The organism is Chryseobacterium gleum (assembly GCF_900636535.1).
GTDB classification, from domain to species: Bacteria; Bacteroidota; Bacteroidia; order Flavobacteriales; family Weeksellaceae; genus Chryseobacterium; species Chryseobacterium gleum.
On the sequence record NZ_LR134289.1, the window covers coordinates 3365001 to 3379495 of the forward strand.

The 14495-nt window shown below is 37.5% G+C and carries 9 protein-coding genes and 1 rRNA gene (1 of these 10 only partly in view); 5 read left to right on the forward strand and 5 right to left on the reverse strand.

Annotation, left to right across the window (positions count from 1 at the left end; translation table 11 throughout):
- The 3 genes from EL165_RS15280 to EL165_RS15295 all read right to left on the reverse strand — a co-directional run.
- Positions 1 to 915: ribosomal RNA gene (locus tag EL165_RS15280) — 16S ribosomal RNA — on the reverse strand; it reaches 602 nt to the left of the window's first position.
- 1112 nt (positions 916 to 2027) lie between these two features.
- Positions 2028 to 3074: a PA0069 family radical SAM protein gene (locus EL165_RS15290; RefSeq protein WP_002981845.1), complete on the reverse strand. Its 1047-nt coding sequence runs from the start codon at positions 3072 to 3074 to the stop codon at positions 2028 to 2030.
- Between the two features lie 123 nt (positions 3075 to 3197).
- Positions 3198 to 3392, reverse strand: a complete 195-nt coding sequence (locus tag EL165_RS15295; protein ID WP_002981846.1) for a hypothetical protein — start codon at positions 3390 to 3392, stop codon at positions 3198 to 3200.
- Between the two features lie 175 nt (positions 3393 to 3567).
- Here EL165_RS15295 and EL165_RS15300 point away from each other — a divergent pair, with 175 nt between their 5' ends.
- On the forward strand, positions 3568 to 3921 hold the full coding sequence (locus tag EL165_RS15300) for a hypothetical protein (protein WP_126358657.1): 354 nt from the start codon (positions 3568 to 3570) through the stop codon (positions 3919 to 3921).
- A 75-nt stretch (positions 3922 to 3996) separates the two neighbouring features.
- Here EL165_RS15300 and EL165_RS15305 read toward each other — a convergent pair whose 3' ends face one another.
- Positions 3997 to 6651 carry a hypothetical protein gene (locus EL165_RS15305; RefSeq protein WP_002981848.1) on the reverse strand — a complete coding sequence of 885 codons (2655 nt, stop codon included), beginning with the start codon at positions 6649 to 6651 and terminating at the stop codon, positions 3997 to 3999.
- Positions 6652 to 6682: 31 nt separating this feature from the next.
- Positions 6683 to 7480, reverse strand: a complete 798-nt coding sequence (locus EL165_RS15310; RefSeq protein ID WP_002981849.1) for a DUF2797 domain-containing protein — start codon at positions 7478 to 7480, stop codon at positions 6683 to 6685.
- An 89-nt stretch (positions 7481 to 7569) separates the two neighbouring features.
- Between EL165_RS15310 and EL165_RS15315 the strand changes: the two genes are divergently transcribed.
- The 4 genes from EL165_RS15315 to EL165_RS15330 all read left to right on the forward strand — a co-directional run bounded on the left by EL165_RS15315 (position 7570) and on the right by EL165_RS15330 (position 14493).
- Positions 7570 to 8598 carry a GDP-mannose 4,6-dehydratase gene (locus tag EL165_RS15315; RefSeq protein ID WP_002981850.1) on the forward strand — a complete coding sequence of 343 codons (1029 nt, stop codon included), beginning with the start codon at positions 7570 to 7572 and terminating at the stop codon, positions 8596 to 8598.
- A 136-nt stretch (positions 8599 to 8734) separates the two neighbouring features.
- The gene (locus tag EL165_RS15320; RefSeq protein ID WP_002662059.1) at positions 8735 to 8956 is read left to right on the forward strand and encodes a DUF2795 domain-containing protein; all 222 of its coding nucleotides are present in this window, start codon (positions 8735 to 8737) and stop codon (positions 8954 to 8956) included.
- 121 nt (positions 8957 to 9077) lie between these two features.
- On the forward strand, positions 9078 to 12152 hold the full coding sequence (secA, locus tag EL165_RS15325; protein WP_002981851.1) for a preprotein translocase subunit SecA: 3075 nt from the start codon (positions 9078 to 9080) through the stop codon (positions 12150 to 12152).
- A gap of 151 nt (positions 12153 to 12303) precedes the next feature.
- A complete protein-coding gene (locus tag EL165_RS15330) occupies positions 12304 to 14493 on the forward strand; it encodes a TonB-dependent siderophore receptor (protein WP_002981853.1) in 2190 nt (729 codons plus the stop codon).
- The last annotated feature ends 2 nt before the right edge of the window (positions 14494 to 14495 follow it).

Genomic DNA, 14495 nt, shown 5'->3' on the forward strand with positions numbered 1-14495 from the left:
CCCCCGTCAATTCCTTTGAGTTTCAAACTTGCGTTCGTACTCCCCAGGTGGCTAACTTATCACTTTCGCTTAGTCTCTGAATCCGAAAACCCAAAAACGAGTTAGCATCGTTTACGGCGTGGACTACCAGGGTATCTAATCCTGTTCGCTCCCCACGCTTTCGTCCATCAGCGTCAGTTGTTGCTTAGTAACCTGCCTTCGCAATTGGTGTTCTAAGTAATATCTATGCATTTCACCGCTACACTACTTATTCCAGCTACTTCAACAACACTCAAGACCTGCAGTATCAATGGCAGTTTCACAGTTAAGCTGTGAGATTTCACCACTGACTTACAGATCCGCCTACGGACCCTTTAAACCCAATAAATCCGGATAACGCTTGCACCCTCCGTATTACCGCGGCTGCTGGCACGGAGTTAGCCGGTGCTTATTCGTATAGTACCTTCAGCTACTCTCACGAGAGTAGGTTTATCCCTATACAAAAGAAGTTTACAACCCATAGGGCCGTCGTCCTTCACGCGGGATGGCTGGATCAGGCTCGCACCCATTGTCCAATATTCCTCACTGCTGCCTCCCGTAGGAGTCTGGTCCGTGTCTCAGTACCAGTGTGGGGGATCACCCTCTCAGGCCCCCTAAAGATCGTAGACTTGGTGAGCCGTTACCTCACCAACTATCTAATCTTGCGCGTGCCCATCTCTATCCACCGGAGTTTTCAATATTAAGTGATGCCACTCAATATATTATGGGGTATTAATCTTCCTTTCGAAAGGCTATCCCCCTGATAAAGGCAGGTTGCACACGTGTTCCGCACCCGTACGCCGCTCTCAAGATCCCGAAAGATCTCTACCGCTCAGCTTGCATGTGTTAGGCCTCCCGCTAGCGTTCATCCTGAGCCAGGATCAAACTCTCCATTGTATGTTTGTCTGACTCACTCAAAGTTTTTAACGCTTTAGTTTTTCCTTACTTGGTTGTTATATTGTATGTCAATGATCTTTATATCTTCCGCTTTTCCCGAAGTACCCTCTCTGTCAGTAGCGCTCCGTATTTGCGAGTGCAAAAGTAAAACTTTATTTTTTAATGACCAAATGTTTTTGAAGAAAATTTTAAAGTTTTTTAAGTAACCTTAATCCTTCTCAAACCCTCAATCTCTCTACTCCTGCGCTCCGATTTATTCGGACTGCAAAGATACAAACTCTTTTTTATCTTACAACTCTTTTTGCAAAAAGTTTTAAAGTTTTTTTTCGTCTGTCTCTTGTGAAGTAAATAATGTTCCTGCTTACCTAAAAGCTCTTCTGCGCTTACTGTTCTACTCTCGTTTTCAGTGGGGCAAAGATAGCAACTTCTAACAACGCAAAACAAGTTTATTTAACATAAATTTTACCGTTTCGTAATATTTACTCTTAAAGCACTGGATTGCAGGGAGAAAAATTTTAAACATTTGTTTGGGGTATTGGGTTGGAGAGTTGGAGTGTATGAGAGTTTGAGAGTTTGAGCGTGGGAGGGTTTGAGGGTGAGAGAATGGTGATACGGGATGCGGGGGTGCGGGGTGTGGGGTTTAGGATGATGGTAATATACTATATATAATAAAAAGATAAGTTTATGCTAAAGCCAGCGGAGAATGTATTTTCGTAAACGGGTTAAAACCCGTTTCTATTGAATGTTTTTTTTCTTTTTAACCACAAATGGTGCGGATTTACACGGAGCATAATGTCTATTTTATAGCATATAAACTATTTTTATTGTGCCAACTTATTACTTATTACTTATTACTTATTACTTATTACTTATTACTTATTACTTATTACATCCCTCCTTCCCTAGCCCTTATAGAAATGGTTACCCCGCAGCAAGAGTTGGAGGGCGAGAGGGTTTGGGCGTGGGAGGGTGCAGGCGCGAGGAGTATGAATGAATAGCAGGAAATAGCTCCTGAAAATCTATTACTATATTTATAATGATGTACAATATTGCGAAACCCATTGTAAAATTATCCTATACTATATATATGATATGATTTCTTCGAAGTTTGGCTAATCAAATAGTCTCAATTGCTGATCGCGGGTTCCGGTGAAGTTTGCGGTTGAAAGTTTCGGGAATTCTTTACCTTCAAAAAATTTCTTTCTTCCGACTTTAAAGGTAGTGTGAATCATTTCTGCAATATTACCTTCTCCCCTTTGTCGTTCAAAATATCTTTTATCTCCAAGCTTTCCTCCTCTCATAGACCGGATAAGGTTTAAGACTTTCTGGGCCCTATCGGGAAAATGTGCTTCTATCCAATTTACAAAAACAGGTTCAACGGTATCATTTAACCTTACAAGCGTGTATCCGAAGCCGGAAGCACCGGCATCCGAAATGGCCTTCAATATATTCAGCGGCTCATCACTATTGAGTCCGGGAATTATAGGAGCGACCATTACATGTACAGGAATGTTGTTTCCGGAAAGAATTTCTACTGCTTTTAATTTATTTTTTGCGGAACTGGTTCTCGGTTCCATCTTTCTTCTGAGTTCTTCGTTGATTGTCGGAATACTTAGGGAAACGGAAACAAGATGTTGTTCTGCCATTGGCTTTAAAATATCCAGATCCCTTAAAACCAATGCATTTTTTGTCAGAATATTGACAGGATGTCTGTAGTCAAGACAGACCTGCAGTAATTTTCTTGTGATTTCAAATTGTCTTTCTGCCGGCTGATAGCAGTCTGTATTTCCGGACAACAGAATAGGTGCTGCTTTGTAACCTCTTTTCTGAAAAAACTTTTCCAATAGTTCCGGAGCGTTTTTCTTCACCATGATTTTTCTTTCAAAATCAATTCCGGCGCTATAACCCCAGTATTCATGAGTGGGTCTCGCAAAACAGTAGGAGCAGCCGTGTTCACATCCCTGATAAGGATTCATTGAATACTCCATGGGAAGATCCTCGCTTTTCACCTGATTGACAATTGTTTTGGGAAAGACTTCGGTAAAAGAGGTCTTTACGGATTCGAAATCTTCATCTTCAGGTTCATAGGTATATCTGTCGAAACGATTGATAACGTTTCGCTGAGCTCCCTGACCTTTTATGAAATTTTCGTTTTGCATGCGAGTGTAAAATTAGAATGGAATTTTTATAAAATAATGAGTTTTAACACTAAAGTTTTCCACAAAAAAAATCCAACACTTTCAAAAGCGTTGGATTTAAACATAATTAAATATATTTTTTTACTACTTCACTGCGTAAAATTCGACACCATGATATTCATCTTCATGGTTCTTTTCATCAAAGTGTCTGTGATAATCTGAGTAGGTATCACTATATTTTTTATCTTTTTTTGTCAATATTTTTTTTATGCTTATTAAACTTAATACTGCCAAAAGACCAACTCCCCCTGCCAGTAAAACTCCAACTTCTTTTTTCATATTTTCTCTGATTTATTATTGATACCATTGCAAAAAGTATACCCATTTTATTTTTCCGGATTATAAATTTTGTTAACATTCAACTTTATTTTTAAGAAAATTATAATCTGTTATATTTCTTATATTTAGAAATTGCAATGGTTTAATTATTGTACTTATCAACAAAAATATTATTATGGAAAATCCGGAAAACATCGACAGAATGACGACCTTGAGCCAAGTCATGAAAACGCTTTCTGAAAGAGGAATACACAGAGAGTTCAGAATGAATGAAAAATGTGAAATGAAGTTTGAAAATTCCGACAAAATTTATCAGCCTTCGGATCTGGTCATTTTGAAAACATACCGCTTTGAAGGAGACAGCAATCCCGATGATAATGCAGTTCTTTATGTGGTAAAAGACAATAGCGGAAACCGCGGAATGATCATAGATTCTTACGGAGCAGACAGTAATTATCCGGGTGAAGAGTTTGATAAGTTTTTAAGAGATATTCCCATTCAGGAAAGTGATGAATTCAATTTTAACTGAATCTTTCTTATATTAATTCTAAAACCATTAAGGTTATTATTAAATAGTGATAGTTCTATCTTAATGGTTTAAGAATTATTCCTGAGGGTTCTCTTTTTTCCTGAAAATTCCTTTAAGAAAACCTTTCTTTTCTTTTTTCTCTTCTTCTTTTGGTGCAGAAGTTTCTTTTTTATTTTTTATTTCCTGTTTTATTTCTTTTACAGACTGCTTCATGTCTTTCACCGAAGAAACCGCATCTTTTACTTTCTTCTCTGTTTTTTCAACATTTTTACCAATCAGGGTTTTCTTTAATCCTTGTTCAATTCCTCTCCAGAAAAGGTTAAAGAAAGACTTCGTAGGATCACGCTCCACATCTTCCACAGTAACTGCCTCAGGAAAGCTTCCTGAGTCTGATTTCAGAAAAACATTGGCAACAGCAGTCAGAAAACCTTTTTTCTCATGGTTGTTTTTATTTAAGACAGCAATTTTCAGATCTTTATGTTTAAGATTAAAGGTTCCGTGTAATCCGGCGGGATTTCCTTTAAAATTAAAGAGCATTTCCTGAATAGTTCCTGCAGTAGCCGTTACATGAAGATAAGGTCTGATAAACGGATTGATTCCACTAGCCGGAAGATTGGATGTTTTCCCGGAAATTGCAAATTTATCACTCTGATCGGCTACATCGAAGTTCCAGTTTACGGAGAGTGGCGACAGATTCATAAAAGAGCAATTGATTTTAATATCTACCCTGGTTGGTTTTCCTTTTATTTTAGCTGAATTCAGATTCCTTACATTCATATTAAAATTGCTGAAAGTCAGTTTTCCCGGTCCCATACTTTCAGGCGTATCTTCTTCATACACTAATACAGAGTTTTTCACATCAAGGTTATTAACCGTCACCGGAATTTTAATGGATCTCAGCATTTTGGAGTATAAAGCTTTTATTTTCGGATCGTCTTTCGGAATTTTACTTCTGAAAATATTGGCATCTGCTGACTGAATAACGACATGGGAAGCATTTACCATTTTATTTTGAGAAAATAGCTCCCAGACCCCTTCTGCAGTTATCTGTCCTGCTTTCAGGTCATACAGATCTCTCTCAACGGGTATCATTTTGATAAACTGAGCTCTTGAAACGAGAGGTTTCATGGCAAAGTTATTAACCTGGACTCTGTTCTTATTAAGCTTAAGAAGCCCGAGGCTCATATTATAAAACTGCGTTTTGTAGGCAAAATTTCTGGTGGTCAGATAGTAATCTTTCACTTTAAAAGAAAGTCCTTTGTGATCAGGTTTAGGAGACAGCTCAATGCCATTAAAGGTAGCATTCAGATCACGGAAAGCTAAAGGCTGTTTTCCTTTATCATAAATAATATTTGAATTTTTTAAGGAAGCTTTTCTTATGATAATGGATTTTACAATATCAGGTCCGCCAGCGTTGTTCTGCTTTTTTTCACCTGCCGTAAAAGTCCCGTTCACATTTTCTATAAGAAGATCTTTAAGGTCAAGATCCAGTTTTTTATCTGCAAATTCCAGTTTATTGATGTTAAAAGCAATATGGTCGGTTCTTAATCCTTCTATTAGTTTTCCTGTTTCCGAATTGCCTCCTGATAATACCACATCCCGGATTTCACCGCTGGAAGGCTTAAGTGCAAGGCTTCTTACTGTAATATTCTGATGGTTTGAATATTCAATATCTCTTCCGGCAACGGTAAAGTCTTTATATCCTACGGGAATGATCTGTTCTGAAGTTTCTTTATTAAACATCAGCTGATTGATATTCAAATTAAGATTCCCGACAGATAAAAGTTTATTGCCATCCGGTTTATTGATCCGAACAATAGCATTATTGAGTTTTATATTTTTTAAATCTACCTCAAAATTTGATTTTTTTTCATTTTTTTTCCCTTTTACTCCTGTATTGTACACCGCCAAAACAGGGTTTTTAAAATCCGCATTCGCAAGTGATACTTTGTTCTTATTTAAAACAACATCTTTAAATTCCATTTTAGGAATGGAAAATTCAAATAGCTGGACCTTCTCGGGATAAAACTTTTTAAAGCGGACCAAAGAAAGCAGTGGAATCAGCCTGAAGTTATCCACCGACATTTGTCCGTTCTCTGTATTGATTTTACTGATGGTAATGGCATAGATATTATCCGGACGGAAGAAGAACCTTTCTCCTTTAATGCTGTATCTGTCAAAAACGACCGGTAATTTATCCTCTACAGATTCTTCCGTCATCTGTAAATTTTCAACAAACAGATCCAGCTTCTCTACAGATAAAAACTTTTGTTTGGTATGTCTGAAAACAGCAATTTTTCCATCACTGATCCTGATATTTTCAAAAAGCACGGGATTTCTCTTTTTGCCCGTTTTACGATCAACCGGTTTTGCAAGAATAACATTTAAACTGGGTGTAGCCAGCAAAAGGTCCGAAGAGCTGATTCTTTTATTGAAAACAGCATCATAAATCCCGAAACGGCTTATTTTCAAGGTATCAATTGTTCCCTGCAGGCCAATGACATCAGTATTTTGCGGATCTTTACTGTTGACGGAAATTCCTGTTGCGAATATATTGCCTGATGCTAAATCCACATCAAGAGTTTTATAGGATACTTTATAATCCGTGTTCTTTTTTATATAATCCGGAAGCCGGGTTTTAAGCCATATGTTAACTCCGAAATTTGCGGCAAGAAGGATACCTGCCAGAACCCCGAAACTTATCAATAGTCTTTTAACCCATTTTTTCATATTTTGTGATTTGATTATATTTTTATTCCGATCAATTCCTGATTTCCAGATCGATCACATATCCTTCATGGCCTCTTACATTGATGAAATTTCCTCCTTCAAACCCAAGATATTGCCCTTTGATTCCGGTAAGCCTTCCTGCAAATTCAGGTTTTTTGTCTAATGTGAATGAAGTTACTTTTTCCGGTTTTTCAAACGGATAATCCAGCATCCACAATTCTTCTCCATCACTATAGAATTTCTGGAAATCCTCAGGGAAATATTCTTTAATCTTCTGCCTGAAATCCGCAAGATCCACTTCTCCTTCAAAATCATCCTGCAGCATTTTCCTCCAGTTCGTTTTGTCCGGTAAATGTTCTTTTAAAGCAACTTCTATCATTCCTGCTTCATAGCGGTTTTCTGTTCTTGCAATAGGTAAAGCAAAAGTTGCACCCTGATCTATCCATCTTGTTGGAATTTGTGTATTTCTTGTCACTCCTACTTTCACATCTCCTGTATAGGCCAGATAAACAGTATGCGGCTGCAGCTGAATTTGTTTTTCAATTTCGAGATCACGTTCTGCGATATCAAGATGGGCCGTGGAAAGTTCCGGACGGATAATGGTATCACTTGCATAAGGGCTTTCAAAAAAACAGTTTTTGCAGAATCCCATTCTGTAAATCGGTTTATTCTCACCACAATTTACACATTGAAATCCAATATGTTTTATGCTTAACTCCTTTCCAAACAGCTCATTCATATGAATCAGATCTCCTGAAAGATTGAGGTAGTACTGGATAGGTTTGGCATCGTAGCTTGTCATCTTTAAAATTTGCCCTTGAAACTGCATATTATATTTATATTACTTTTTTAAGTAAATTTAATGATTATATTTTTCAAATAGTAAAATTTATATTTTTGTATCCATAAAAAATACAAATGGTTTATCTTGTAACAGGCGGCAGCGGGTTCATTGGCTCTCATTTAACTGAGCGATTATTAAGAAATGGACATTCTGTCATAAACATTGACAATTTTGATGATTTTTACGACTATCAGGTAAAAATTAAAAATACTTTAGAGTCAATTGGTAAAATTTCGGATTTTGAGTTCTCGGATAAAGAGACTGACATCCGTCGTTTGGTTTCCCTCTCCCATTCTGATCAATATTCCCTCTATTGGCAGGATATAAGGGATTATAAGGGTCTTGAAGCTATCTTTAAAAATCATCATATTGACATGGTGATTCATCTGGCAGCACTTGCCGGGGTGCGCCCTTCTATTGAACGTCCTTTGGAATATGAAGAAGTAAATGTAAGAGGCACTATGAACCTTTGGGAATTGTGCAAAGAACATCAGATTAAAAAATTCATTTGTGCGTCCTCTTCAAGTGTTTACGGAAATAATGAAAAAATTCCTTTTGCAGAAACAGATAATGTAGACAACCCTATCTCTCCTTATGCAGCGACCAAAAAAAGTGGCGAAGTTATAGGCCATGTTTATCATAACCTATACCATATAGATATGATCCAGCTCAGGTTCTTCACGGTATATGGACCAAGACAGAGGCCCGATCTTGCAATCCATAAGTTTACAAAGCTTATTTCGGAAAATCAGGAAATTCCTTTCTATGGGGATGGAAATACAGCAAGAGACTATACTTATATAGATGATATCATTGATGGAATTACCAAATCAATCCTTTACCTTGAAAATAATACAGAGGTATATGAGATTCTTAATCTCGGAGAAAACCAGGTTGTGACTTTATCGGAAATGGTAGCTACTATAGAAATGGCGCTTGAAAAATCTGCCACTAAAAAATTTCTGCCAATGCAGCCGGGAGATGTCACAAAAACCAATGCAGATATCACAAAAGCAAAGGAATTAATAGGGTATAAACCTGCCACAGACTTCCAAAATGGCATAAAAAAATTTGTGGAATGGTTTTTGAGAAAACGACATTAAGTAAATTGCTGACATAGCTGACAGCCAGTTTGTGACAGCCATTTATAAGAAAAAATTATAAAAAGAATTGAAAATCAAGTATAAAAAAGTTTATTATACAACCTATTTTTATACTTTTGCAAAAAATTAGAAAATTATGTACTGGACATTAGAATTAGCTTCATATTTAAGTGACGCACCTTGGCCAATGACAAAAGCAGAGCTTATCGACTACGCAATCAGAACTGGTGCACCTATGGAAGTAGTAGAAAACCTTCAGGCAATTGAAGACGAAGGAGAAATTTATGAATCTATCGAAGAAGTATGGAGTGATTATCCTACTGACGAGGATTTCCTTTGGAACGAAGACGAATATTAATAAAGCGATAAGCTTTAGGCTGCGTGCTTAGAGCTTTTTTGCCCTTTTTATATATAATTTACACGATAAGTGTTATTTAAAACGCTTAAAGCATTTGCATTAAGCATAAAGCAAAAAATTTATGAGTTTTTTAAACAAAGTTCTTAAAGGGTTTTTGGGAGACAAAAAAGCGCAGGACCTAAAAGAAGTAAAAAAAGTTGTAACAAAAATCAAGGCTGTAGAACCTAACATCCAACAACTGACGGATGATGGGTTGAGACAAAAGACGGCTGAGTTTAAAGAGAATATAAAATCTGCAACCAGCAAGATCACAGCTCAAATAGAACAGATAAAAGAGCAGATAAAAAATTCAACAAATGTTGATGAGAAAGAAGCTCTTTTCTCAAAAATTGAGTCTCTAAAGAAAGAATCATATGAAATTGAAGAGAAAGTTCTGACTCAGATCCTTCCTGAAGCTTTTGCATTGGTAAAAGAAACAGCAAGAAGATGGGCTCAGAATGGAGAAATCCGTGTAATGGCAACTGACTGGGACAGAGAGTTAGCTGCTGCAGGAAAAGATTTCATCAGCATTCAGGGAGACACAGCTGTTTGGAAAAACTCATGGGACGCTGCCGGAACTCCTGTAGTTTGGGATATGGTCCACTATGATGTTCAGTTTATCGGAGGGGTTATTCTTCACAGCGGTAAAATTGCCGAGATGGCTACCGGTGAAGGTAAGACTTTGGTAGGAACATTACCTATTTATTTAAATTCACTTCCTGGAAGAGGAGTACACGTTGTAACCGTGAACGATTATCTTGCGAAAAGAGACTCCGCATGGATGGGCCCTCTTTATCAGTTCCATGGAATGTCTATCGATTGTATCGATAACCACCAGCCGAACTCAGACGGAAGAAGAAAAGCATACAACTCAGATATTACTTACGGAACCAACAATGAGTTCGGTTTCGATTATCTGAGAGACAACATGGTGACCTCTCCTTCAGAACTGGTACAAAGAGAACTTAACTTTGCTATCGTGGATGAGGTGGACTCTGTATTAGTAGATGATGCCAGAACGCCGTTGATCATTTCCGGTCCGGTTCCTCAGGGAGACAGACAGGAGTTTGACGTTCTTAAACCTTCTATCGACAGAATCGTTGAAGTACAAAAGAAAACGGTTTCTACTATTTTCAACGAAGCGAAAAAATTAATCGCTGCCGGAAATACGAAGGAAGGTGGATTCAAATTACTTCAGGCTTACAGAGGTCTTCCAAAAAACAGACAACTTATCAAATTCTTATCGGAAAGCGGAAACCGAGCATTGCTTCAGAAAGTGGAAGCGCAGTACATGCAGGACAACAACCGTGATATGCCGATCGTAGATAAAGATCTTTACTTCGTTATCGAGGAGAAAAACAATCAGGTAGACCTTACAGACAAAGGTGTTGAATACATGTCTCAAGGAAACTCTGATCCGAACTTCTTCGTTCTTCCGGATATCGGAACTGAGATTGCTGAAGTAGAAGCTAAAAATTTATCTAAAGAAGAAGAATTTGAAGCAAAAGAAAAACTTTTCGCTGAATTTGCTGAAAAATCCGAACGTGTTCACACGATGAGCCAGCTGTTGAAAGCTTACACATTATTTGAGAAGGATGATGAGTATGTGGTAATTGATGGTGAAGTAAAAATCGTTGATGAGCAGACAGGTCGTATCATGGAGGGACGTCGTTATTCAGATGGTCTTCACCAGGCAATTGAAGCGAAAGAGAATGTAAAAATTGAGGCAGCAACCCAAACTTTTGCAACCATCACGCTTCAGAACTATTTCCGTATGTACAACAAGCTTGCGGGGATGACCGGTACTGCTGAGACAGAAGCCGGAGAGCTTTGGGAGATCTACAAATTAGACGTTGTGGTCATTCCTACCAACCGTCCTATTCTGAGACATGACAAGCAGGATTTGGTTTACAAGACCAACAGAGAAAAATATAACGCCGTAATTGAAGAGGTAGAAAAATTAACAGCAGCAGGAAGACCTGTATTGGTAGGAACTACTTCGGTTGAAATTTCCCAGTTGCTTTCAAAAGCACTTCAGTTAAGAAAGATTCCGCATCAGGTATTGAACGCGAAGCTTCACAAAAAAGAAGCAGAGATCGTTGCGGAAGCAGGACGTCCGGGAGTTGTAACCATTGCAACGAACATGGCGGGACGTGGTACCGATATTAAACTTACCAAAGAAGTAAAAGATGCAGGAGGTTTAGCCATCATCGGTACAGAAAGGCACGATTCAAGACGTGTTGACAGACAGTTAAGAGGTAGAGCGGGACGTCAGGGAGATCCGGGAAGTTCTCAGTTCTATGTATCTCTTGAAGATAACTTGATGCGTTTGTTCGGTTCTGAAAGAATTGCGAAAATGATGGACAGAATGGGTCATAAAGAGGGAGAAGTAATTCAGCACTCTATGATCAGCAAGTCTATTGAAAGAGCTCAGAAGAAGGTGGAAGAAAATAACTTCGGAACCAGAAAAAGACTTCTTGAGTATGATGACGTAATGAACAAGCAACGTGACGTAATCTACAAGAGAAGAAAGAATGCTTTGTTCGGAGACCACCTGAAATATGATATCACGAACATGATTTTCGATGTAGCTAATTCTATCGTTGCGAAAGGAAAAGCTTCAGGAAATTATAAAGATTTTGAATACGAAATCATTAAGACATTTACGATGGAATCTCCGGTTTCTCAAAGTGATTTTAGTAACAAGAATGTTCAGGATCTTACAAACATCCTATTCAAAGCAGCTCAGGAAGATTATAAAATGAAACTGAATCTATTGAAAGAAAAATCATTCCCGATTATTGAGAATGTATACCAGAATCAGGGTTCAATGTTCAAAATGATCCAGGTTCCTTTCACAGACGGACACAAAACAATGACGATTGTAGCTGATCTTAAAGAAGCTTACGAAACGCATTGTGAAAGTCTTGTAAACGATTTCGAAAAGAACATCACTTTATCAATTATTGATGAAAACTGGAAGCTTCACCTTCGTGAGATGGATGACCTAAGAAGATCATCACAGGGAGCTGTTTACGAGCAGAAAGATCCGCTTGTAATCTATAAGCAGGAATCCTTCCACTTATTCAGTGAAATGATCGATAAATTAAACAAAGAAATTATTTCATTCTTATATAAAGGAGAAATTCCTTCTTAAGAAAAATTTAATAATAATACTTAAAAACCGCTATGGCATTGACCATAGCGGTTTTTTATTATTCGGTATATAACAAATTTATGATAAATATCAATCTTATTATTTATTTAGAACAGTTAAAAATAATATATTTGCAGAAAATTTTGCTTTCATGAAAAATGTACTGATCTGTGCTTCTGCACTGGGGACAATGATGGTTTCTGCCCAAAAAAAAGATTCATTAACCACAAAAAACATAGATGAAGTAGTTATCAATACATATGTCAAGAAAGACAGTGATTATTCCAATAAAATGCCTCTTAAAGCCATAGAGGATCCACAGGTATATTCCTCTATTGACAAGGGCGTTTTGGAAAATCAATTACTATTCACTGTAGATGATGCCTTCAGGAATGTTGCCGGCGCACAAAAAATGTGGAGTGCAACCAACAGATCCGGAGATGGGGGAATTTATCTTAACCTGAGAGGTTTCGTAGCAGGAAACTCTATCAGAAATGGGATGGTAGCTCCTATTACCACTTCCATGGATGCCATTAATATTGAAAGAATTGAAGTTTTAAAAGGACCTTCCGCAACGCTATTTGGAAGTAATGTAACTTCTTATGGTGGAGTTGTCAACAGAATTACAAAAAGGCCCTATGAAACTTTCGGAGGAGCAATATCTCTTGCAGGAGGAAGTTACAACTACTACAGGGTACAGGCGGATGTAAATACTCCGCTGACTAACGATAAAAAGTTATTATTCAGATTAAATACGGCTTATACAAATCAGGGTACTTTCCAGAGAACTGATGCAAAGAATTCATTCTATGCATTTACACCTTCCATCACTTACCGTCCTACCGACAATTTGGAAATCAATGCAGAGCTGGAAATGTTTGAAACCAATTCCTATCCTGAAACAGCATTTTTCTTTTATTTTCCAAGCTCACAACTTGGTGCAGACAGCATGGACAAAATGGAAAAATTGGGGTATAACTATAAACAGTCTTATACCGGGGAAGGTCTTAAAACTGTAGGTAAGGCAAGAAACTTCTTTGGCCAGGTTAACTATAAAGTTAATGAACATATTAAATCTTCCACTAATGTAAGTACTGCCTATTCTTATTCAGACGGATATAGCCCATATTTTTATTTCTCCCCCAATCCTGCAAATAGTTCTGAAATTGGAATAGCAAGAGCCGATCAGTCAACCAAAGACAGTAAAAGAACTTATTTCCAGTTTCAGCAGAATTTCAATTTTGATTTCAATATTGGAAGTATAAGAAACAGAACTGTAGCTGGTTTCGATTATATGAGATTAAATGACAACCAATACTTTATGTTCACCAATTTTGACTGGGTTCCTTTTAAAGGTACAGACTATTCTAATATGAATAGCCAGACATTGGGAGCCATGTATGATAATCTGAGAAATCAGCCTGATTTTGAAAAAAATAACACCTATATCAGTACGGGGAAAAAGGATGTTTACAGTGGATACATTTCCAATGTAATAACTCCTGTAGCAGGGCTTAATATCCTTACCTCTCTGCGATATGAAAGTGTAGACTTTAAAGGAGGTCAAACGGGACAAAATGTAACTGCAGCATATACCCAGGGAGCATGGTCTCCGAAACTGGGAATTGTTTATCAGATTGTTCAGGATAAAGTCTCTGTATTTGGAAATTATCAAAATAGTTTCACAAGCAACGGATATTATGTTTCCGATGCAAATTCTAATGTAACCCTTTCTGATCCTGAACGAGCTAATCAGTTCGAAGGTGGATTTAAAGCCAGTCTTATCAAAGGAAGGATCAGTACAACATTAAGCTATTATAATATCAAAGTAAAAAATACACTTCTGAATGCTGGATATACTGATCAAGGGAGAGCAATTCAAAGACAGGCAGGTTCACTAACGAGTCAGGGTGTTGAATTGGAAGCAAATGCTTATCTGATCAAAGGATTCTCTGTAATTGCCGGTGTAAGTTATAATGATATGAAATATACGGAAGCTGATGAAACTGTAATTGGAAGAAGACCTGCCACAGCTTCTTCTCCGTGGTTGGTTAATTTCAATGCGAGCTATCAGTTCCTTGACGGAAAATTGAAAGGACTTGGATTTGGTGTAGGAGGAAATTATGCCAGCGATAATAAGATCGTCAACTCAACCACAATGGGAACTTTCATCCTTCCAAAATATCTGGTATTGAATGCTAATGCCTTTTATGATACAAAAAAATTCAGAATCGGGGTAAAGGTAGACAACTTTACCAACGAACATTACTGGAGCGGGTATACAACAGCCAATGCACAAGCTCTTGCCAACGTATTAGGAAGCTTCACTTATAAATTTTAAAA